Source organism: Janthinobacterium sp. BJB446 (assembly GCF_002735655.1).
Lineage (GTDB): Bacteria > Pseudomonadota > Gammaproteobacteria > Burkholderiales > Burkholderiaceae_D > Janthinobacterium > Janthinobacterium lividum.
Map to the genome: position 1 here is coordinate 2,098,075 of NZ_PDZK01000001.1, position 21,500 is coordinate 2,119,574.

Sequence of the window (21,500 nt, forward strand, 5' to 3'; positions counted from 1 at the left end):
GCCGGACATGGGCAACGCTATCGCACTCGATGAAAAACAAACCACGGAAATCGCCGACAAGCTGGCACAGGCCTCGAACCAGGTACTGGAGCTGCGCATCGCGCTGACCGACCGCACGCCGCCAACACCGTCAGCCGTGCTGCATGATCTCAAACAATATGAAAGCCACCTGGATCAGATGGTGTCTTTTTTCCGCGCCCACGGCATCTACCTGATCAACCAGGGTGCGCAGCAGGCATTGGCCAATGTGAACACGGCCATCGACCAAGGCAGGAAAACCGTGGCCGACATCGGGCACACGCATGCGGCCATCAAGGCAGCGGCAGGCCTGCTGGACTTGGCTGCCGCCCTGCTGTCGCGCAACCCGCTGGCCATTGCCGAGGCTGCGAATAGCCTGCGGGCCTGACCTGGCGGACAATCACGGCTCTTCCGCCCTGTGCCCCATCGCGTGCGTCGCCATCTTAAGGTACAGGAAGGACTGCTCCTCATTGTGCGCATAACCCATGCGGCCCTCCGCCAGGGCGACGGACTTCTGCTGCAGCGCTTCCGGGTATTCGAGGTCGCAGGCAGCGTCGAGCCAGTAGCGCGCCGTAGCTTCGTCGCTGTCCTGCAGCAGGTTCGCCACGATGAACATGGCCGGCGCCACGCCGCGTTGCGCAGCCAGTTCCAGCCAGCGCAGCGCGGCGGCACTGTCTTGCGGGCCGCCCATGCCGTTCTTGTGCATCAAGCCCAGGTAGTACGCGGCAGGACCGCTGCCCTGCCCCGCCGCCTGTTCGAACAGGGCGCGCGCCTGCGGCTGAGTCGCCTCGCTCGCCCGCATCAAGACCTTGGCCTGTGCCGTGGCATCGGGCGCCGTAGCTGCCGCGGGGGACGCCAGCGCGGCGGCCAGCAGCAGGTTTGCCAGCATCATTTCGACAGGTCGAGCTGGTACAGCGCAAAGCCCTTGCCCGCACCATCATCAGGCTTCAGCTGCGTGACGTTATCGATGCCCGCCGCTTTCGCCAGCTCGATCACGTTCGGCGCCGAATGAAAGACCACCGGGCCCTTCGTGGCAACCTTGGCAAAGCGCCAGCTGCGCGCCGAGCCGTTTTTCGCGCGCGTCAGGTTTTTCTGCTGCGTGACATAGGCAATCAGCAGTTCGCGGTTGTTGTCGGGCGAGGCCACCACCGTCTTGCTGCCGTCGAGGCCAGGGAAATTGCCGCCACCGCTGGCGCGGTAGTTATTCGTCGCAATCAAAAATTCCTGGCCCGCGTCCACCGGCTTGCCCTGGTACGTCAGGCCCTGGATGCGACGGCCCGGCGGCTGCGTGACGTCGATCTGGTAGCGCACGTCAGCGCTGGTGATGGCGTCGAAGTTGTAGCTCGGATGGGCCGTGTTGACCAGTTCCTGCGCTTCCAGCTTGTTCGGATCGATGGTGTTGAAGCGCTGCGCCGACTGTTCCAGCCAGGCTTTCAGCTCCGCGCCATTCATCTTCACGCCGTACAGCGCGTTCGGATACAAATACAGGTCGGCCGCGTTGTTCAGCGCCACATTGCCCGCCTTGACGTCCGTGTAGTCGGACACGCCGGCCGAGCCGCTCTTGAACGGGGACGACATCGACAGCACCGGCAGGTTGGCATACTGCGGCAAGTTCGCCTTGACGTAGGCGGCCAGATAGCCCGCCTGCGCCTGGTTCACCACTTCGATGGCGCTGACGTCGCCCACGTCGGCAAAATACGTCGACATGCGGAAGTCCGTGGCGCCGACGGGCGTCTGCACGTAGGCAATCGTCGCCGCGTGCTCTTCCGCCACCAGCCTGGCGATGGCAGGATCGGCCTGGACGTAGCTCTTGTCCCCGTTCTGGATGCCGCGCGCTTCCACCGTGGTGGCGCTCTTGTCGACGACCCACTGCTTGCCGTCGTGGCGCAGGCGCAAACCGATCACGCCCAGGTGCTTGCCCCACAAATTGGCCATCACGGTGGGCACGCCATTGACCAGGCCCTTGACCTTGTCGACGCCGGGCAGATTGAACTGCGGCACCGTGCTGGCCGCGTTCGGGAACAGCTGGTGCGAGTGGCCGATCAGCATGGCGTCCACGCCCGGCACTTGCGACAGGTAGTAATTGCCGTTTTCCATGGTCGGCGAATACGGGCTGCTATCCAAGCCGCCGTGCGAAATGGCCACCACCAGCTCGGCGCCCTTGGCGCGCATCTCGGGAATGAATTTTTCCGCCGTCTCGCGCACGCCCTGCGTGTAGACGCGCCCTTCGAGCCAGCGCTTGTCCCAGGCCATGATGGTGGGCGGCGCAAAGCTGATGATGCCGACCCTTACGATGCTCGTCACGGCCTTGCCATCGGGGCCTGTCGCCGTGATCTGCTTGTCGATGATGTGATATGGCGCAAACAGGGGCTTGCCCGTCTTGACGCTGTAGACGTTGGCCAGCACTTGCGGGAACGCGGGGCCGGCGCAGCGCGGCTTGCCGGCATCGACGCTGTCGACGTCGAATTGATTGCCCGTCACCTGGTTCAGGAACGCCAGGCCGTAGTTGAATTCGTGGTTGCCGATGCCGCCGCCATCGACCTTCAGCAGATTCATGGCCTTGTAGATGGCCAGGGTCTGGTCGCAGGCCAGCGGTTTCACGAGCGCCTGGTAGTCGGCCAGGGCCGTGCCCTGGATGGTGTCGCCGTTGTCGAGCAAAAGATTGTTCGGGAACTGCGCGCGCGCCTGGGCGATCAGCGCCGCCGTGCGTTCCAGGCCGATCGACGGTTCCGCCTGCAGCTTGTAGTAGTCATAACTGAGCACATTCGCGTGCAAGTCCGTCGTCTCCAGCAGGGCCAGGGTGGCGCTGCTGCCCGCGGGCGCGGCGGCCAGCGGCTGGGCGGGTCCGTGGGCGGCGGGCGGCAAGGCGCCGCAGCCGGCCAGCAGCAGCGGTAACAGGGCGAGACGGGGAGATTGAAGCATGATGTATTCCTGTGGAAAGACAATATCGCCAGCATCATACGCAGCACGGTAGCCATCATCAAGGCAAAAATATTGTCGCAAATACAGCAAAATCGTCATTTTATTGCCCCGTGCGGCAGCAATTGCGCCGCGGCGGCAGCGGAAACGCGCCGCGCTCGCGTATAATTCAGGGTTTGATTTCACCATAGAAGACCAGAACATTATGGAAGCCGAACGCATCAATATCATCTCCGCCCTGCTCAACGACCTGACGGTCCGCGAAGCCGAACTTCGGAGGTATCTTTGACTTCACTGTCAAGTCGGAGAAACTAGAGCAAGTCAACGAAGAACTGGAAGACCCAACCGTCTGGAACGATCCGAAGCGCGCCCAGGACCTTGGTAAAGAGAAGAAGGCGCTGGAAGCCATCGTCTTCACCCTGGCCAAGGCCGATGCCGACCTGCGCGACACCCGCGACCTGTTCGACATGGCCCGCGAAGAAGGCGACGACGACACGCTCGAAGCGATCGAGCAGGACGTGCAGGAAATCCGCAAGGTCATCGAAAGCATGGAATTCCGCCGGATGTTCAACAATCCGATGGACCCGAACAACTGCTTCATCGACATCCAGGCTGGTGCCGGCGGCACGGAAGCCCAGGACTGGGCTTCGATGCTGCTGCGCCAGTACCTGCGCTATTGCGAACGCAAGGGCTTCAAGGTCGAAATCCTGGAGCAGTCCGACGGCGAGGTCGCCGGCATCAAGACGGCCACCCTGAAGGTCGAGGGCGATCACGCCTATGGTTTCCTGCGCACGGAAACGGGCGTGCACCGCCTGGTGCGCAAGTCGCCATTCGACTCGGCCAACGGCCGCCACACCTCGTTTACGTCGCTGTTCGTGTATCCGGAAGTCGATGATTCGATCGAGATCGACGTCAACCCGGCCGATATCCGCGTCGATACCTACCGCGCGTCGGGCGCCGGTGGTCAGCACATCAACAAGACCGACTCCGCCGTCCGCATGACCCATGCGCCGACCGGCATCGTGGTGCAGTGCCAGAACGACCGTTCGCAGCACCGCAACCGCGCCGAAGCGATGGAAATGCTGAAAGCGAAACTGTACGAGCATGAACTGCGCAAGCGCATGAGCGAGCAGCAAAAGCTGGAAGATTCGAAGACGGACGTGGGCTGGGGTCACCAGATCCGCTCCTACGTGCTGGACCAGTCCCGCATCAAGGACTTGCGCACCGGTTTCGAGACGGGCAATACCAAGGGCGTGCTCGATGGCGACATCGACGACTTCATTTCCGCCTCGCTCAAGCAAGGCGTATAAGGATGAACGCATCCGCTCCGGCGCAGCGCGCCTTCCTGTTCGACATGGATGGCACGATTGTCGATAACATGGCCTTCCACACGACATCGTGGCTGGCGTTCTTTGAACGCCACGGCCATGCGCTGGACGCGGACGCCTTTTTCCGCGACACGGCAGGACGGCAGGGACACGAAATCATCGCCAAGTACCTGGGCGAGGAAGCCGACCACGTCACCCTGCTGGCTGAAAAGGAAGTCGTCTACCGCGAACTGTATGGCCCGCACCTGGCCACGGTGCTTGGCTTCGACCGGCTGATCGCCAGCGCGCGCCAGGCTGGCGTGGGACTGGTGGTGGGCACGGCCGCGCCGGACGAGAACATCGCGTTCACGCTCGACGGCCTGGACCTGCGCCACCGCTTCGACGCCATCGTCGGCGCCGCCGACGTGGAACGGGGCAAGCCGCACCCGGACGTTTTCCTGAAAGGCGCGCTGCTGGCCGGCGCGCTGCCGCACAACTGCATCGTTTTTGAAGACGCGCCCCTGGGCGTGGAAGCGGCGCGCCGTGCCGGCATGCGGGTCGTGGTACTCACCACCACCCTGCCGGCGGAAGCGTTTGCCGCCTTCGACAACGTCATTGCCATCGTGCCGGATTTCTCCTCGCTCGACGTCGACGCACTGTTTGCCAGCGTGGCGCCAGCGCTGGCACCACATCATCAATAATCACCAACGAAGAACACCATGACTACGGATATCCAAGAACAAGCCGCCGCCCCCGATGAAAACAAGATCATCGCCGAGCGCCGCGTCAAGCTGGCAGCACTGCGCGAACAAGGCGTCGCCTTCCCGAACGATTTCCGCCCCGAGCACAAGGCGGCCGATCTGCACGCGCAATACGGCGCCAAGACGCGCGAAGAGCTGGAAGCCGAACCTGTCACCGTGGTGCTGGCCGGCCGCATGATGCTCAAGCGCGAAGCGGGCAAGAAAGCCGCTTTCGCCACCCTGCAGGACGCCTCCGGCCCGAAAGCCGACGGCCGCATCCAGATCTACGCCACGCTGGATCTCACCGGCGAAGCGGCCATGGCCGCCCTGCACCACTATGACCTGGGCGATATCCTGGGCGTGACGGGCACGCTGTTCAAGACCAAGACGGACGAACTGACCATCAAGGTCACGGAACTGCGTTTGATCACCAAGTCGCTGCGCCCGCTGCCGGACAAATTCCACGGCCTGGCCGACCAGGAAACGAAGTACCGCCAGCGCTACGTCGACCTGATCATGAACGAAGAGACGCGCCGCACCTTCAAGGCGCGTACCGCCGCCATCTCGTCGATCCGCCGCTTCATGGAAAAGAACGAGTTCATGGAAGTGGAAACGCCGATGCTGCACACGATCCCGGGCGGCGCGGCGGCAAAGCCGTTCATCACGCACCACAATGCACTGGACATGCAAATGTTCCTGCGCATCGCGCCCGAGCTGTACCTGAAGCGCCTGGTGGTGGGCGGCTTCGACCGCGTGTTCGAGATCAACCGCAACTTCCGCAACGAAGGCGTGTCGATCCGTCACAACCCTGAATTCACGATGATGGAATTCTACGCGGCCTACACCGACTACAAATGGCTGATGGACTTCACGGAAGCCGTCATCCGCCAGGCCGCCATCGACGCGCACGGCACCGCCACCCTGACCTATGGCGGCCGCGAGCTGGACCTGGCCAAGCCGTTCCACCGCCTGACCATCGTCGAAGCGATCAACAAGTACGCACCGGGCTACACGCCGGAGCAGTTGAACGATGCGGAATTCATCAAGGAAGAGCTGAAGAAATTTGGTGTCAAGCCGTTCGCCACGGCCGGCCTGGGCGCGCTGCAACTGGCGCTGTTCGAAGAAACGGCTGAAGCGCAGCTGTGGGAACCGACCTACATCATCGACTACCCGGTCGAAGTGTCGCCACTGGCGCGCGCTTCCGACACGGTGGCCGGCATCACCGAGCGCTTCGAGCTGTTCATGGTGGGCCGCGAAATCGCCAACGGCTTCTCCGAGTTGAACGACGCGGAAGACCAGTCGGCCCGCTTCCTGGCGCAAGTGGCCGCCAAGGACGCCGGCGATGAAGAGGCGATGTTCTACGACGCCGACTACATCCGCGCGCTGGAATACGGCATGCCGCCAGCCGGCGGCTGCGGCATCGGCATCGACCGCCTGATGATGATCATCACGGATTCGCCGAACATCCGCGACGTCTTGCTGTTCCCGCATTTACGCCGCGAAGAATAATCACGGCCGCAAGCCGATAAAAAGCCGCCTGATTTTTACGATCAGGCGGCCTTTTTTACGTCTGCGGCCGGCCGTCAGCCGGCCAGGGTCACGCGCCGGTGGCTGCGGCTGGCCTGCTGCGCCGCCAATGCCGTGGCCAGCGCGCGCATGCCGTCGTCGCCGGTGGCGGCCGGCTGCCCTTCGCCGCGCATGGCGCGCTGGAAGGCGCGCACCGAGCGCACGTACAGGTTTTCATGCTCGACGGGGATGTCGATGCTGCCGCCGTCGCGCGTCAGGGTAATGCTGCCGACGGGGCGCTGCGTCATCACGCCCGTGGCGAAGATGGTGCCCTTGCTGCCGATGATTTCCACGCCGGACAGCGAATGCGGCGCGTTGAACGCGTCGTGCACCTGCACCAGGGTGCCGTTGTCGAACTCGATGACGGCCATCAGGCCCTCTTCCAGCCCGGCCACCGTCATGCCGCCGCTGGTGGCGCAGGCCGTCACGTGGCGCGGCTCCGAGTCCAGCAGGAAGCGCAGGGTGTCGACGTCGTGCACGAACATGTCGAGCGTGACGCCGCCCGACTCCGGCGCGTCCAGGCGCCAGCCGCGCAGGTGCTGCGGCAGGTTGTTCGCGTGCAGCACGCGGCAATACAGGGGCTGGCCGATCTCGCCGGCGCGTATCAGCTCGCGCACCTTGCCGTGGCTGGCGGCGTTGCGCAGGTGGTGGTTAATCCCCAGCACCACGCCCGCTTCAACGCAGCCGTCCACCATGCGGCGGGCGTCGTCCAGGTTCAGCGCCAGCGGCTTCTCGCACAGCACGTGCTTGCCGGCGCGCGCTGCTTGCAAGGTTTGCGCCATGTGCAACTCGTTGGTGGTGCTGATGTACACGGCGTCCGCGCCCGGATGGGCCAGCGCCGCATCCAGGTCCGTGTAGCTGGCGCCGATGCCGAATTGCGCGGCAAAGGCGGCGCCGCGCGCGGCGTCCCTGCTGACCACGGCCAGCACTTCGGCATCGCCCTGCTGGCGGATCGCGTCGACCATCCATTCGCGTGCCACGGTGCTGGCGCCCACCAAAATCCATCCGATCTTCTTCATTCGATTCTCCCGTTAAAAAGTGTGGCGCAGGCCGAGGTTCCAGGCCTGGTTGCCGGTGCCGTTGTCGGTGGCATTGCCCACCACATAGGCGGCGCCGTTGCGGTTGTCGATATGCGCGTAGGCGGCATACAAGGTGCTGCGCTTCGACAGCGCATAGGTGTAGCCGATGCCGACCTGGGAAGCGTCGCCGTTGGCGGCGCGCCGGTCGTCGCGCCGCACGTACGAGAACAGGACGCGGTGCGGGCCCACCGGCAAGGTGGCGCCCAGCATCAGGTCCGCGCTGTCGACCGTGGTGGCCGCGCCCGCCGTGCTCTTGCTGACGGCGACGGCGCCATGCGCCTTGACCACGCCGAAGTCCCAGGTGGCGCCCAGCACCGTGTTGCGCGCCCTGCCCGCCACCAGCGCGCTGGATATGGTGTTGGCATCCTGGTGCGCCATGCGCACGTACAGCGGCCCGCTGGCATAGGTGGCCGCCGCGCCCGTGTAGCGCTTAGCCGAAGCGTCGCCGGGCACTTCGCCGAAACCGTACGCCAGTTCACCGGAAAGGCCGCCGCGCACGGGCGAGCTGTAGGTGATGCTGTTGTCGACCCGGCTGATGTAGCCGGCCGTGAAGACATTGCTCATCCTGCCTGCAAAACCCAGGTAAAACGGGTCCAGCGCCCCCAGGCTGCTGTCGATGAAGGTGTACTGGCGGCCCAGCCGCAGCGTGCCCGCCGCGCCGCCCAGGCCGACGAAGGCCTGGCGCCCGAACAGCAGGCCGCCCTGGGCCGAAGCGCCCGTGTCGGCCAGGATGCCCGCATCCATCGTGAACATCGCCGTCATGCCGCCGCCCAGGTCTTCGCTGCCCTTGAAACCGAGCCGCGAGCCGTTGGCGATGCCGCTGGTCAGCTTGAGCACCCTGCCCCCGGGGCCGCCGCTCTCGGACACCACGCCCATGTCCATGATGCCGTACACGGCCACGTTCGACTGCGCGCAACACAGGCCGCTGCCGGCGCCAATGATCATTGCCCCTACTACCTTCTTCTTCATCTCTTTCCCTGTCTGTGGATACTGCGCTTAGCTCACCAGATGGCGCGGACGCTCGCCGCGCAAGCCTGCCAGCAGGTTGTCCACGGCCTGCTGCGCCATGGCGTAGCGCGTTTCGTGCGTGGCCGAGCCGATGTGCGGCAGCGCCACCACGTTGGCCATGCCCGGCAGCGGATTGTCCGGCGCCAGCGGTTCGCGCTCGAACACGTCGAGACCGGCGCCGTGGATGGCGCCCTGCTGCAGCGCCTCGATCAGCGCCGCCTCGTCGACGATGCGCCCGCGCGAACCGTTGATGAAGATGGCGCCGGGGCGCATCAGCGCGAACTCGCGCCGGCCCATCATGCGTTCCGTCTGCGCCGTCAGCGGCAGCACCACGCAGACGAAATCGGAGCCGGCCAGCAAGTCGTCGAGCGCCACCTGGCGCGCGCCCAGCGCCGCCTCCACCTCGGGCACCGCTTCGCCATTCACATACAGCACCTGCATGCCGAAGCCGAGCGCGGCGCGGCGGGCGACGGCGCGGCCGATGCGGCCCATGCCCAGCATGCCGATGGTCTTGCCATGCACGTTGACGCCGTACTGGCTTTCACCCACGCTGCGCGTCCAGCGTCCCGCCTTGACGAATTCGGCCAGTTCGACGACGCGCCGCGCGCTGGCGAGGATCAGCGCGAAGATCGTGTCCGCCGTCGTCTCCGTCAGCACGTCGGGCGTATTGGCCAGCAAGATGCCCCGTTCGCGCAAATAATCGACGTCGAACTGGTCGACGCCCACGGAAATGGTGGAAATGATGCGCAGCTCTTCCGCCGGGTCCAGCAGTTCGCGGTCCAGGCGCACGCTGGCGCCCAGCAAGCCGTGCGCGCCGCGGATGGCGGCCGCGAAGGCGGCGCGGTTGCCCGCATCGATCGCTTCGAAGTACGTCACCTCGCATTCGGCGCGCAAGCGCGCCAGCAGCGGCTCGGCCAGCTTTTTATACACAACCACATGTTTTTTCACGAGTTTTCCCCTGTTCGGTTCAAGATGGGACCAGCGCGTCGAGCTGGGCGCGGGTCGGCAAGCCTTCCATGTCGCCGGCCACCTGGATGGCGAAGGCGCCGACCCGGTTGCCGCGCCTGACCGCCTGCGCCAGCGGCAAGCCTTCCAGCAAGGCGCTGACCAGGCCGGCCGCGAAGCCGTCGCCGGCGCCCACCGTGTCGACCACGTTGGCCACGCGCTCGCCCAGCACCATGCCGCTGTCGCCATCGGCCGTGCGGTAATAGGCACCCTCGGCGCCCAGCTTGATGACCACCAGCCGCGCGCCCTGCTGCAGGTAAAAGCCGGCGACGTCGTGCGGCAGGTCGTGGCCGGTGAGGATTTTCCCCTCCCCCAGGCCGGGCAGCACCCAGTCCGCCTTGGCGGCGAGGCGGTTGATCTGTTCCACCATCACGGCTTGCGACGGCCACAGCGAGGGCCGCAGATTCGGGTCGAACGATACGCTCCGGCCGTTGGCTCGCATGAAGTCAAGGGCCTGGCCGGCGAATGCCAGGCTGGTCTCGGACAGCGCCGCGGCCACGCCCGTGGCGTGCAGATGACGAGCGGACAGGAAATAGGCGGGGTCGAAGTGCTCGGGCGCCAGCCGGCTGGCGGCAGAACCCTTGCGGAAGTATTCGACCAGCGGATCGGCGCCGTTCTCGGCCTTCTCCTTGAGCAGGAAAGCGCTGGACTGGCCGGCGACGGTGACGACCCGGCTGCAATCGACGCCCTCGGCCTGCACGCTGGCGCGGATGAAGCGGCCGAACGAGTCGTCGCCCACCCGGCTCAGCCAGCCGACGCGCAAGCCCAGGCGCGCCAGGCCGATGGCGACATTCGTCTCGGCGCCGGCCAGGCGGCGCGTGAAATGCGCCACGGCCGCCAGGTCGCCAGTTTCCTCGGCAACGAACATCGCCATCGCCTCGCCGTAGGTGACGACATCAAGCGCGTGCTCCCCTTGCAGCATTTCGTGTTTGATCATGCGGCCTCCAGGATTTGAATGTAGCGGCCCGTTTCGGCCACCAGGTCGGCGCCCTCGAGCGGGAATTCGATGGCCCGCTGCACGCCCGGCGCAAAGTGCGCGAAGACGGCGCGCCAGGCCGGATCGGCCTCGGAAACGGCGCAGGCGGACAGCCTTCCGCCGTCGTCAAGGACAGCCTTGCAGTGCACATAGCGCACGTACGGCGCCAGCAGGCGCGCTGCCTGCTGCGCGTCCTCGCCCACCCAGCGCCAGTTGCCGATGTCGAAGGTCAGCCCCACCGGCAGTCCGCCTTCGCGCGCCGCCGCCAGGAAGCGCGCCATCGTCGCCAGCCTGCCGCCATGGGCCGTCTGGTCGTTTTCCACCAGCAGTGCCACGGACGCGGACGCCAGCCGGGCCTTCAAGGCCGGCAGCTCCGGCGCGGCCGGGTAATGACCGAGCGACACCTTCAGGTAGCGCGCGCCCAGGCGCGCCGCCTCGTCCAGCATCTGCTGCAGCAGCTCGTGCTGCAGCAATCCGTCCGCGCCCCACAATTCGATGGGCGTGGAATACACGCAGTACAGGCCACGCGCGGCCACCGCCGCGCCCATGCGCGCCAGGTCCGGCAAGTCGGAAGTAAACAGTTCGCGACGGATCTCGATGCCGGCGCCGCCCGCATCGGCCACCACGTCGATGAAATGGCTTTGCCCCAATTGCCGTACCCTGCTTGCGCCATAGGCCGATGCCGCCACCAGGACGGGGCTCACTTGATCGCTCCCGCGCCGACGAACTGGCGCGCTTCGGGCGTTTGCGGGTTGCTGAAGAAGGCTTCCGAAGGCCCGCTCTCCCACACCGTTCCCTGGTGCATGAAGACGGTGACGTCGGCCATGCGCCGCGCGAACTCCATCTCGTGCGTCACCAGCAGCATCGTCATGCCGGCCTGCGCCAGCTCTTCCATCACCTTCAGCACTTCCTGCGTCAGCTCGGGGTCGAGCGCCGACGTCACTTCGTCGAACAGCATCACTTGCGGCTCCATCGCCAGCGAACGGGCGATCGCCACGCGCTGCTGCTGGCCGCCCGACAGCTGCTCGGGATAGGCTTCGCGCTTGTGGTCCAGGCCCACCTGCTTGAGCACACGTAGCGCCGTGGCGCGGCCCTGGGCGTCGGGCACTTTCTTGACGATGCGCGGCGCCAGCATGACGTTTTCTTCGACGGTCAGGTGGGGGAACAGGTTGTAGCTCTGGAAGACCATGCCGACATCCTTGCGCAAGTCGAGCAGATGCTCCTGGCGCGCCGTCAGCGTATGGCCGGCCACGACGATGCTGCCGCTGTCGATGGTTTCCAGGCCGTTGATACAGCGCAGCATCGTGCTCTTGCCGGAGCCGCTGCGGCCGATCACGGCGATCACCTGGCCCCGCTCGACGGCGAACGACACGCCCTTGAGCACATGGTTGGCGCCGAAGCTCTTGCTGATATTGTCAATTTCAACGATGGGCATGGAATTTCCTTTCCAGTGAATGGCTGTAGCGCGACAGCGGATAGCACAGCGCGAAGTAGATCAGGGCGACGACGGGGAAGACGATGAAAGGCAGGAAGGTCGCGTTGCTGACCAGTTGCCCTGCCCGCGTCAGTTCCACCACGCCGATGATCGAGGTGATCGAAGTGTTCTTGATGATCTGCACCATGAAGCCCACCGTCGGCGGCAGCGAATGGTGCAGCGCCTGCGGCAGGATGACGTAGCGCAGCTGCTGGTAGCGGTTCAGCGCCAGCGCGGCCGATGCTTCCCACTGCTGCCGCTGCACGCCTTCGATGCAGCCGCGCCAGATCTCGCCCAGGTAGGCGCTGGCAAAGATCGTCATCGCCGCCCCCGCCGCGATGACCGGCGACAGCTTGTAGCCGAACAGGGCCAGGCCGTAATAGGTGAGAAACAGCACGATCAGCACGGGCGTGCCCTGGATCAGCTGGATGTACAGGGCGCTGATGCAGCGCAGGACGGGACTGCGCGCCGTGCGCAGCAGCGCCACGGCGAAGCCGGCGATGCCGCCCGTGATGAAGACCATCAGCGACAGGCCGATGGTCCAGCGCGTGGCCTCGAGCAGGAATTGCAGGTTATCCCAGGAAAAATCACTGATCATGTCATGCTCCCATGCGCACCGCGCCCAGACGGCGGCGGCGTTTGAAGACGATCTGGCCCAGCACCCAGAAACCGAAGCGGAACAGCAGGGCCAGCAGGATGTACAGCACCATCACGACGATGTAGATCTCGAAGCTGCGGAAGGTTTCCGCGTCGAGCAGGTGGGCCGCGGCGGTCAGTTCTTCGGCGGAAATGGCCGACACGACGCTCGAGGCAAGCATCATCAGCGTGAACTGGCTGGCCAGCGCCGGATACACTTTTTCCAGCGCCGGCAGCAGCACTACGTGGCGCATCACCTGCCAGCGCGTCATGCCCAGCGCCTGCGCCGCCTCCAGCTGCGACGGATGCACGGCGCCGATACCGGCGCGCACGATTTCCGCCGCGTAGGCGCCCAGGTTGACCGTCATGGCGACCAGCGCGGCGCCGTTCGCGTCGAGCTGCAGGCCCAGCGACGGCAAGCCGAAGTAAATGATGAACAGCTGCACCAGGAATGGCGTGCTGCGGATGATCTCGACATAGGCGCGCACCACCGCGCGGGCATAGGCGGGACCATTCTTCAGGATGACGGCGGCGCAGACGCCCACCGCCAGCCCCAGCACCATGGACAGGGCGCTCAGGCGTATCGTCAGCGCCGCACCCCACAACAGGCGGTCCAGCGATTGCATGACGAGTTCGAAATGAAATTCATACGGCATACTCAACTCCTTTTCTACGTGCGCATCCCCGGCGACGCCACCATGGCGGCGCGCCGTGCGGACAAACACTCTCCCTGTGCGGGTGGCGGTATCAGAAGGTCGGCAGCGCTGGCAGCGGCGCGCCGCTCCACTTGCGCGCGATGGCGTCGAGTTCGCCGTTCAGCTTGACGTAGTAGATGAAGTTGTTGAGCCACTGGTGCAGTTCGAAGTCGCCGCGGCGCACCGCCATCGAGTTCGGTTGCAGCGAGTAGGCGAAGCGGACCTCGATCTTGCCCGCGCCGCGCGTCTTGATGATGTCGAGCGCCATCGTGCTGGGGATCGAGACGGCATCGACCTGCTTGCTGAGCAAGGCCTGGGTAACGGTGGCATCATCCTCGAAACGCACGATGCTGGTGCCGGCCGGCGCCATGCGGCTCAGCGCCGTGTCATTCGTGGTGCCGCGCGTCACGCCCACCTTCTTGCCTTTCAGGTCGGCCAGGGCCTTGAGTTTACCGCCGACCGGCGCGACGATCGCCAACTCAAACGCGCTGTAGGGCATGGTAAACATCAGTGTCTTGGCCCGCTCCGGCGTGGGCGCCAGGGTCGCCACGAGAAAATCGACCTTGCCCGATTCCAGCGACGGCACGCGCGACGGCGCCGTCAGGGGCACCACTTCCACGGGCAGGTTCAGGTATTTGCCGATCAGGTTGGCGACGTCGACGTCATAGCCGACGGGCACGCCCTTGGCGTCGATGCTGCCAAACGGCGGCGTGCCGCTGACCACGCCGATGGTCAGCTTCCCTTTCTTGATCAGGTCGCCAAGCGTCTGGGCGCCGGCGTCGGCGGCTGCGCCCAGGGCGCACGTGGCTGCCAGTGCGCAAGCCAGTATTTTCGAATAGAACAGTGTGGTCATCTTCATGTTTCCGTCTCCTGTGATCCCGGTACCGGCCTCGTCGAGGCATTTCCGGAAATATTGTCAAATGGACGATTCAGATCGTCTCTTGCCGTGTTGTACCAACCTCCTGCCATTGCCCTGCCTTGCCGATTCATGCCCCTTTCCGGTGAAAACACCTTTTATGAAACCGGTTCCATTACTTACCCAAAAAAAAGGGCAAACGCCCTCTTCCCGTCAATCGCCGTCCTTGCGCACTTCGCTACCCTGGGTAGAATTGCGCACAATCAGCTTGCCTGGCAACAGCACCTCGCGCGGCGGGCACTGATCGCCCTGCAGGCGCGACAGCATGCACGTCATCGCCGAAAAGCCGATTTCATAGGTCTGCTGCTCGATCGTGCTCAGGCCAGCCAGCGGCGACCATGGCAATTCGTCAAAGCCCAGCAAGCCCACGTCCTGCGGCATGCGCAATGCAAGGCGTTGCAGCATCAGCGCCAGTTCCAGCGCCACCATGCCGTTCGAGGCCAGCAGCGCCACGCGGCGGCCGCGCCATTGCGCCAGGCATAGACGCACCTGTGCGTCGATGGAAGGCCGGTCGTCCAGGTCCACCGCCAGCACTTCGCCCACGCAGCCCGGATGCTCGGCCATCACGGACTGGAAACCGTCGGCGCGCATCAGGCGCGAACTGACACCCGTCAAGGGCGGCGCGACAAAGGCGATGGCGTCGAAACCCTGCCCGATCAGATGCGCCGTGGCCAGCCGGCCAGCCTGCACATTGTCCAGGCCCACCAGGTCGAAATCGACGCCTTCGATGCGGCGGTCGACCAGCACGATGGGCATGCCCGCCTGCTGCAAATCGGACGACTCGATATTGCGCCCCTGCGTGTTGACGATCAGCCCTTCCACGCTGTACGAGCGCAGCGCGGCAAGCGACTGGCGCTCGCGCAGTTCGTCATTGCCGGTATTGCACAGAATCAAGGTATAGCCATGCTGCTGGCAAGCCGCCTCCACGCCTTGCAGCACGGCCACCGTGTAGGGATTGAGCATGTCGGCCACGACCATGCCGATCAGGCGCGTGCGTCCACGCTTGAGGCCGCGCGCCATCTGGTTCGGCTGGTAGCCGAGGCGCGCGATGGTGCTGGTGATCTGCTGGCGGATGTTCTCGGACAGGGCATCGAGTTCGCCGCCGAGAAAGCGCGACACGCTCGTCTTCGACACGCCCGCCTCGCGCGCCACCTGGGCGATGGTCACGGGCCGGGCCGGCTCGCCGGAGACTGTTTTTTTGCTGCCGCGTACTGAATCCAAGGTTGATCTCCACTACCTGTTGATATGCATATTTTTATTTTGGAACCGGTTCCAAAGATAGCACCCACGAATCGATGACGCAAGCGATTTGATTGCCTGTGGCGGCGAAGGAACACGATGGGGGCATGGCCGGGAACGCGGATGAAAGGCGCCGCCCTACCCTTGCACACGCAGGGGGCGGACGGCGCTGCTTGAAAAACGACTTACTGGACCACGGTATAGCAAGGCACGTATGCCGTGCCCGCCAGTTTCATGCGGTGCTGCGCCACGAAGGAAGCGAGCAGCGCGTCCATGGGGCCGGCGATGGATTTGTCGCCGTGGATCTCGAAGTTGCCGTGCTCTTCGATCGAGCGGATGCCGTCATCCTTGACGTTGCCCGCCACCACGCCCGAAAACGCGCGGCGCAGCTGGGCCGCCAGCAAGTGCGTGGGCTGGTTCTTGTGCAGGCTCAGGTTGCGCATGTTTTCATGCGTGGGCTGGAACGGCTTCTGGAATTCGTGGTCGATCTTCAGCAGCCAATTGAAGTAATACGCGTCGCTGTGCGCCTTGCGGAATTCGCGCACCTGGCGTATGCCTTCGAGCATTTCGCGCGCCACCAGTTCCGGGTCGTCGATGATGATCTTGTAGCGCTGCTGCGCTTCCGGGCCCAGGGTGTCGCTGATGAACTGGTTGATCTGCACGAAGTACTCGCGCGAGGTTTCCGGGCCCGTGAAGATCAGCGGGAAAGGAATCTCGGCATTGTCCGGGTGCAGCAGGATGCCGAGGATATACAAAATCTCCTCGGCCGTGCCGGCGCCGCCGGGGAACACGACGATGCCGTGGCCCGCGCGCACGAACGCTTCCAGGCGCTTCTCGATGTCCGGCATGATGACGAGGTCGTTGACGATGGGGTTCGGCGATTCGGCCGCGATGATGCCTGGCTCGGTGATGCCCAGATAGCGGCCATTGTGCAAACGCTGCTTGGCGTGGCCGATGGTGGCGCCCTTCATGGGGCCCTTCATGGCGCCGGGGCCGCAACCGGTGCAGATATCGAGGCCGCGCAAGCCCAGCTGGTAGCCCACTTCCTTCGAATAATTGTATTCGGCGCGGTTGATCGAGTGGCCGCCCCAGCACACGACCAGGTTCGGGTTGAGCTGGGTTTGCAGCACGTTCGCGTTGCGCAGGATGTGGAAGACGGCGTCCGTCACGCCTTCCGTGCTCTGCAAGTCGAATTTCGGGTTACCCGTCACTTCATCGCTGACGAAGATGATGTCGCGCAGCACGGCAAACAGGTGCTCGTGGATGCCCTTGATCATCTTGCCGTCGACAAAGGCGATGGCCGGCGCACCCTTGATGTCGAGCTTGATGCCGCGCTCGCGCTGGATGATGGAGATTTCAAACGATTGGTAGCGCTCCAGCAGGGCGCGGCCATCGTCGATGGTGCTGCCGCAATTGAGCACTGCCAGCGCGCAGCGGCGGAAAGTGTTGTACAGGCCGCCCTGGCTGGTGTCGAGCAGTTTGTTGACTTCAGTCTTGGAGAGCACGTCCAGGCGGCCTTCCGGTGAAACCAGAGTATCGATAACGTCGTGTTCCATAATGCGAAAAATCCCTTTAAAAATCGATGCTCGAAGGTCTTGCAGCCTTAATATACGACAAGTCAGGCAAGTTGTGCTGTGCCGCCGCAAAATCGCCCGGGCCGCCCTTGCCTGCAAACCGGTTTGACTAATATGAAACAGTCATTCTTGCTAATGCGAATCGAAATCTTCGCTCAGCGCAATTTGTAGATTAGAATGCCAGCCTATTGGAATTCCCGTGCGTGAGGTTCTTCATGAGAGTCCCCGCCGCCCGCAGGCTTCCATAAGTTCGTTGTATCGATTGACTATAATAATTTTTCAGGAGGAACCGCATGAGCGGTGCGACTACGCCCAACAAGGAAGCCGTTATTCCCGAGTTCAAGCAGATTATGGGCCATCCAAGCCCATTGTGGATGTTGTTCATGACTGAATTCTGGGAACGCTTCGCGTTCTACGGAGTTCGCTGGGCGCTGGTACTGTACATCGTTGCCCAGTTCCACGGCGGCGACGGTTCGGGACAGGCTGCGGCCAACCTTACCTATGGTTCCTTCCTCGCGCTGGTGTACGCCGGCGCCCTGTTCGGCGGCTACATCGCCGACCGGGTCATCGGTTACCAGCGCTCCATCCTGCTGGGCGCCGTCTTCATGGCTGCCGGCCTGTTCTGCATCTCGGTACCGAACCAGGACATCTTCAACCTGGGCCTGGCCACCATGATCGTCGGTAACGGCATGTTCAAGCCGAACATCTCGACCATGGTCGGCAAGCTGTACACGACAGCCGATCCGCGCCGCGACAGTGGCTTCACGATCTTCTACATGGGTATCAACATGGGCGCCATGGTTGCCCCTGTCTTCACCCAGTGGCTGGCCGAGTCGATCTTCGGCACCAGCGCCATGCCTTCGTACAAGATGGTCTTCATGGCGTCCGGTTTCGGCATGCTCATCAGCCTGGTATGGTTCGCCATCGGCCGCCGCGCCCTGAAGGGCATCGGCGCTCCGGAAGCCGGCGCAGGCAACCCGATGCGCGTCATCTGGGTGGCCGTCGGCTCCCTGTGCGTGATCCCGCTCGTGTACTTCCTGCTGACCGTCGGCGCTGAAAAACTGCAAATCGTCCTGACCGCGCTGTTCATCGGCCTGGCCGTGATGCTGATGATCGAAGGCATACGCAACGGTAAAGTGGCGCGTGACCGCGTCATCGCCATGCTGCTGATCTTTGTCTTCAACATCCTGTTCTGGATGTTCTTCGAACAGGCAGGCAGCTCGTTTACCTTCCTGGCTGACAAGATCGTCAACCGCGACCTGGGCTTCTGGATCTTCCCGACCGCCTACTTCCAGACCGTCAACTCGGTCGCCATTATCGTCTTCGCGCCGATCATCGCCGCCGTCTGGGTCTTCCTGGCGCGCCACAACGTCAATCCTTCGATCCCGCGCAAATTCGGCCTGGGCTTGCTGGGCAATGCCCTGGCCTTCGGTTTGCTGATCTTCGCTCTGTCGAGCCTGGTTGGCGCCGATAACAAGATCCCGTTCTGGACCCTGGCCACCGTGTACGTGCTGCAATCGATCGGCGAGCTGTGCCTGTCGCCTATCGGCCTGTCGATGGTCACCAAGCTGGCGCCAGTGCGCCTGGTCGGCCTGGGCATGGGCGGCTGGTTCCTGTCGACCGGTATCGGCAACAACCTGTCCGGCATCTTCGCCAGCCACGTCAGCGGCGAAAGCGGCATGTCGGTGCAATCGGCACTGTCCGGCTACACCTTCGGCTTCTGGTCCCTGCTGGGCGCCGGCGTCGTGCTGTTCCTGATCGCACCGCTGATCAACAAACTGATGCACGGCGTGAAGTAAGTTTTCTGCCATAGCTGACAACGGCGGCCTGCGGGCCGCCGTTTTTCATTCCGGCGCCGTTTTTCCCATTGCCTGGCGGTACAATACCGCCAGGGCCAGCGGCCATCCACCCACATTACTGAAAAATCCCATGTCCAGCATCTCCACCACCTCGCCCCTCTCCGACGACGAATACGCCGAACTCGACACCCTGCTGGCCGCGCCTGCGCTGGCCAGCCGTGCCATGGACGTGTCGATGCTGGAAGGTTTTCTCACGGCCGTCGCCCTGAGCCCGAAACAGATCACGCCGGAACAATGGCTGCCCTGGGTCTGGGACAAGGCTGCCGGCAGCGCCTTGCCGGCACAGGACGAAGCCAGCGAACGGGCGGCCAGCCTGGCGCAGCGCCACCATGCCTACATGGTCGAATGGCTGGCGAAAGACCCGGACAGTTTCGAGCCCATCTACGTATGCGGCCCCGAATGGAGCGTGCCCGCCTGGTGCGCCGGTTTTGTCCTTGGCACCAGCCTGGACAAGCCCCAGTGGGCGGCCCTGGCCGTCAGCCACCCGCAATACCTGGCGCCGTTCCAGCACCTGGCCACGGCCGGCGAACTCGATGACGATGCGGCCGAAACGGCCATGGATGGCGTAATTCCTTCCGTGATCGCCATCAACGCGGCCTGGGCGCGCCAGCGCCACCTGAAAAGCCAGGCTCACAGCCAGCCCGGCGCCACCGTCTTGCGCGAAGTGCCGAAGACGGGCCGCAACGACCCGTGCCACTGCGGCAGCGGCAAAAAGTACAAGAAATGCTGCGCCGACGCCGATAGCGCGGCCAGCCAAGGCTAAGGCGACGCCAGCTTGCGCCAGCTGCTGACGGCCATCCTGCGCTTCCTGCTGCGCCACGCGCTGCAGTTCGCCCTGTTCATCGTCATCCTGCTGGCCGGACGCTTGCTGTTGGCCGAATGGCGCGCCTACAGCACCAGCAGCGAGACCATCGCCGCACTCAGGCTGGCCGCCGACGGCGCCGACAAGCATGGCGCTGGCCTGGCCGCTGCGGCCACGGCGCGCGTCAACGCCCTGCAAAAAACCTCACAAACAGCCATCACGGCCCGCCTGGCGCAAGTCCAGGCGCAGTTGGCGGCCTTGCGCGCGCGGCAGCAGCCATCGCTGTTTACCCTTCCCCTGCCCGATACGAACACCCTGGCCCTGCACGCGCAGGAGGAAGCCGCGCGCCGCGTGGAGATCGAAGTGCTGGTGCAGGAAGCCCGTTATCTGACCGCCCTGCAAGCGGCCCTGAGCGGCGAGGATGCGCGGCAGACGCTGGCGCGCCTGCACGCGGCACACGTGAGCGCGTATGCGGCGCTGCAGCACAACCTGCGCCAGCGCCGGGAACTGGAAGCGCGGCACCCCGTGGCGGCCCGCCTGCCCGGCAGCGACGCTTACGCGCAGCTGTCGCTGCTTGAAGCGCAGGGCCAGCGCCTGCGCGAGATCAATCTGCAAGCCTACCAGGCCTGGGCAGCGCAGCGCGCGCGCACCGGCAACGCCACGACCGCCGCCCGCCCCGCCCCATTTGCCATCGACGAGCCAGCGCTGGCCGGCGCGCTGGCGCCCGTGCAAAAGGCCATCGCGGCGGGCGAAGGACAACTGGCGCGCAACTGGATCGCCCGCTGGCGCGCCCCCGTCTTGGACGTGGCGCCCACGGCCGCCCTGCTGGTGCTGTCGGCCATCCTGCTGCCCGTCGCCATCAAGGCTTTCTTTTACTTCGTGCTGGCGCCCGTCGCTTCCCGTTTGCCGCCGCTGTCGATCGCGCGCGAACTGCAGCTGAATGGCAGCTCCCTGCCCCTGCCGCCGCATGGCGAATCGCGCATCTCCGCCGTGTCGCAGGCATTACAGCTAAAACCTGGGCAGCAGATGCTGCTCCATCCCGAATACCTGCAATCGTCGCCCGTCAGCAGCATCAAACGCACACAGTGGCTGCTGGACTGGCGCTTCCCGTTCACCAGCCTGGCCGCCGGCATGGTGGCGCTGACGCGGCTGGAAAGCGAAACGACGGCATCCGTGACGATTTCCGCCAGCGACGACCCGCTGCTGGAAGTGGCCGTCGTCCACCTGCCTGCCGGCAGCGCCCTCGTGTTCCAGCCACGGGGACTGGTCGGCTTGATCACCGATGCGGGCCAGCCTTTGGCGATCAGCAGCCATTGGCGCCTGGGCAGCCTGCACGCCTGGCTCACCCTGCAGCTGCGCTTCATCGTCTTTCGCGGCCCCGTCACCCTGATCGTGCGCGGCTGCCGCGGCGTGCGCCTGGAACGGGCCGGCCAGGGCCGCTCCATCAGCCAGTCCGCCACCCTGGGCTTTACCACCGACGTGCTGTATTCGACCCTGCGCAGCGAAACCTTCATCCCCTACCTGCGCGGCCAGCAAGCGTTGCTCAACGACCGCTTCGACGGCGACAATGGCGTCTACCTGTACGAAGAAACCCCGCGCCACGGCAAGCAGCCGGGCAAGGTGGGCAGCTGGTTCGAGGGTTTTACGGACGCCATATTGAAAGTGTTCGGCATCTAGCCAAGGAAAC

General features: G+C 64.6%; 20 protein-coding genes. 7 read left to right on the forward strand and 13 right to left on the reverse strand.

The features are described from left to right. Positions 1 to 7: 7 nt before the first annotated feature. Entirely contained in the window at positions 8 to 406 is a 399-nt protein-coding gene (locus CSQ92_RS09245) for a hypothetical protein (RefSeq protein WP_070254185.1), read from the forward strand. Between the two features lie 12 nt (positions 407 to 418). On the opposite strand, the gene CSQ92_RS09250 is transcribed toward CSQ92_RS09245, so the two are convergent. Together CSQ92_RS09250 and CSQ92_RS09255 are read right to left on the reverse strand one after the other, a co-directional pair. Continuing rightward, positions 419 to 910, reverse strand: a complete 492-nt coding sequence (locus CSQ92_RS09250; protein WP_099393937.1) for a tetratricopeptide repeat protein — start codon at positions 908 to 910, stop codon at positions 419 to 421. Then, positions 907 to 2,940, reverse strand: coding sequence for a bifunctional 2',3'-cyclic-nucleotide 2'-phosphodiesterase/3'-nucleotidase (locus CSQ92_RS09255; RefSeq protein ID WP_099394645.1), 2,034 nt, complete (start codon positions 2,938 to 2,940; stop codon positions 907 to 909). The genes CSQ92_RS09250 and CSQ92_RS09255 overlap by 4 nt, the downstream gene beginning before the upstream one ends. A 202-nt stretch (positions 2,941 to 3,142) precedes the next feature. Between CSQ92_RS09255 and prfB the strand changes: the two genes are divergently transcribed. From prfB to lysS, 3 genes are all read left to right on the forward strand, one after another. Further along, a protein-coding gene (gene prfB, locus CSQ92_RS09265; protein ID WP_115057524.1) for a peptide chain release factor 2 occupies positions 3,143 to 4,247 on the forward strand; the annotation gives its coding sequence in 2 pieces (ribosomal slippage) (positions 3,143 to 3,223 and positions 3,225 to 4,247; 1,104 coding nt in all). 2 nt (positions 4,248 to 4,249) lie between these two features. Beyond that, positions 4,250 to 4,945, forward strand: a complete 696-nt coding sequence (locus tag CSQ92_RS09270) for an HAD family hydrolase (protein WP_099393938.1) — start codon at positions 4,250 to 4,252, stop codon at positions 4,943 to 4,945. An 18-nt stretch (positions 4,946 to 4,963) separates the two neighbouring features. Continuing rightward, positions 4,964 to 6,493 (forward strand): lysine--tRNA ligase, encoded by a 1,530-nt coding sequence (gene lysS, locus CSQ92_RS09275; RefSeq protein ID WP_099393939.1) that lies wholly within the window; start codon positions 4,964 to 4,966, stop codon positions 6,491 to 6,493. Between the two features lie 74 nt (positions 6,494 to 6,567). Here lysS and CSQ92_RS09280 read toward each other — a convergent pair whose 3' ends face one another. From CSQ92_RS09280 to ppnN, 11 genes are all read right to left on the reverse strand, one after another. After that, positions 6,568 to 7,569 carry a Gfo/Idh/MocA family protein gene (locus CSQ92_RS09280; RefSeq protein WP_099393940.1) on the reverse strand — a complete coding sequence of 334 codons (1,002 nt, stop codon included), beginning with the start codon at positions 7,567 to 7,569 and terminating at the stop codon, positions 6,568 to 6,570. 12 nt (positions 7,570 to 7,581) lie between these two features. Further along, positions 7,582 to 8,598, reverse strand: coding sequence for a porin (locus CSQ92_RS09285; RefSeq protein ID WP_099393941.1), 1,017 nt, complete (start codon positions 8,596 to 8,598; stop codon positions 7,582 to 7,584). A gap of 27 nt (positions 8,599 to 8,625) precedes the next feature. Continuing rightward, the gene (locus CSQ92_RS09290; RefSeq protein WP_034782942.1) at positions 8,626 to 9,585 is read right to left on the reverse strand and encodes a 2-hydroxyacid dehydrogenase; all 960 of its coding nucleotides are present in this window, start codon (positions 9,583 to 9,585) and stop codon (positions 8,626 to 8,628) included. A gap of 19 nt (positions 9,586 to 9,604) precedes the next feature. Next, positions 9,605 to 10,579 (reverse strand): sugar kinase, encoded by a 975-nt coding sequence (locus CSQ92_RS09295; protein WP_257219176.1) that lies wholly within the window; start codon positions 10,577 to 10,579, stop codon positions 9,605 to 9,607. Next, the gene (locus CSQ92_RS09300) at positions 10,576 to 11,322 is read right to left on the reverse strand and encodes a sugar phosphate isomerase/epimerase family protein (RefSeq protein ID WP_099393942.1); all 747 of its coding nucleotides are present in this window, start codon (positions 11,320 to 11,322) and stop codon (positions 10,576 to 10,578) included. The genes CSQ92_RS09295 and CSQ92_RS09300 overlap by 4 nt, the downstream gene beginning before the upstream one ends. Continuing rightward, positions 11,319 to 12,053, reverse strand: a complete 735-nt coding sequence (locus CSQ92_RS09305; RefSeq protein ID WP_099393943.1) for an amino acid ABC transporter ATP-binding protein — start codon at positions 12,051 to 12,053, stop codon at positions 11,319 to 11,321. The genes CSQ92_RS09300 and CSQ92_RS09305 overlap by 4 nt, the downstream gene beginning before the upstream one ends. After that, positions 12,040 to 12,690: an amino acid ABC transporter permease gene (locus CSQ92_RS09310; protein WP_099393944.1), complete on the reverse strand. Its 651-nt coding sequence runs from the start codon at positions 12,688 to 12,690 to the stop codon at positions 12,040 to 12,042. Before CSQ92_RS09310 ends, CSQ92_RS09305 begins: the two co-directional genes overlap by 14 nt. Position 12,691: 1 nt before the next feature. Continuing rightward, positions 12,692 to 13,384 carry an amino acid ABC transporter permease gene (locus CSQ92_RS09315; protein ID WP_099393945.1) on the reverse strand — a complete coding sequence of 231 codons (693 nt, stop codon included), beginning with the start codon at positions 13,382 to 13,384 and terminating at the stop codon, positions 12,692 to 12,694. A 91-nt stretch (positions 13,385 to 13,475) separates the two neighbouring features. Then, entirely contained in the window at positions 13,476 to 14,282 is an 807-nt protein-coding gene (locus CSQ92_RS09320; protein WP_092605401.1) for a transporter substrate-binding domain-containing protein, read from the reverse strand. A gap of 210 nt (positions 14,283 to 14,492) precedes the next feature. Beyond that, positions 14,493 to 15,560, reverse strand: coding sequence for a LacI family DNA-binding transcriptional regulator (locus CSQ92_RS09325; RefSeq protein WP_099393946.1), 1,068 nt, complete (start codon positions 15,558 to 15,560; stop codon positions 14,493 to 14,495). A gap of 203 nt (positions 15,561 to 15,763) precedes the next feature. Continuing rightward, on the reverse strand, positions 15,764 to 17,134 hold the full coding sequence (ppnN, locus tag CSQ92_RS09330) for a nucleotide 5'-monophosphate nucleosidase PpnN (protein WP_034782951.1): 1,371 nt from the start codon (positions 17,132 to 17,134) through the stop codon (positions 15,764 to 15,766). Positions 17,135 to 17,502: 368 nt separating this feature from the next. Here ppnN and CSQ92_RS09335 point away from each other — a divergent pair, with 368 nt between their 5' ends. The 3 genes from CSQ92_RS09335 (at position 17,503) to CSQ92_RS09345 (ending at position 21,490) form a co-directional block, all read left to right on the forward strand. Next, positions 17,503 to 18,951, forward strand: a complete 1,449-nt coding sequence (locus CSQ92_RS09335; RefSeq protein WP_440589170.1) for a peptide MFS transporter — start codon at positions 17,503 to 17,505, stop codon at positions 18,949 to 18,951. A gap of 130 nt (positions 18,952 to 19,081) precedes the next feature. Then, complete coding sequence (locus tag CSQ92_RS09340; protein ID WP_099388050.1) at positions 19,082 to 19,774, forward strand: UPF0149 family protein; 693 nt, start codon at positions 19,082 to 19,084, stop codon at positions 19,772 to 19,774. Between the two features lie 12 nt (positions 19,775 to 19,786). Beyond that, positions 19,787 to 21,490, forward strand: a complete 1,704-nt coding sequence (locus CSQ92_RS09345) for a hypothetical protein (RefSeq protein WP_099393947.1) — start codon at positions 19,787 to 19,789, stop codon at positions 21,488 to 21,490. Positions 21,491 to 21,500 lie beyond the last annotated feature (10 nt).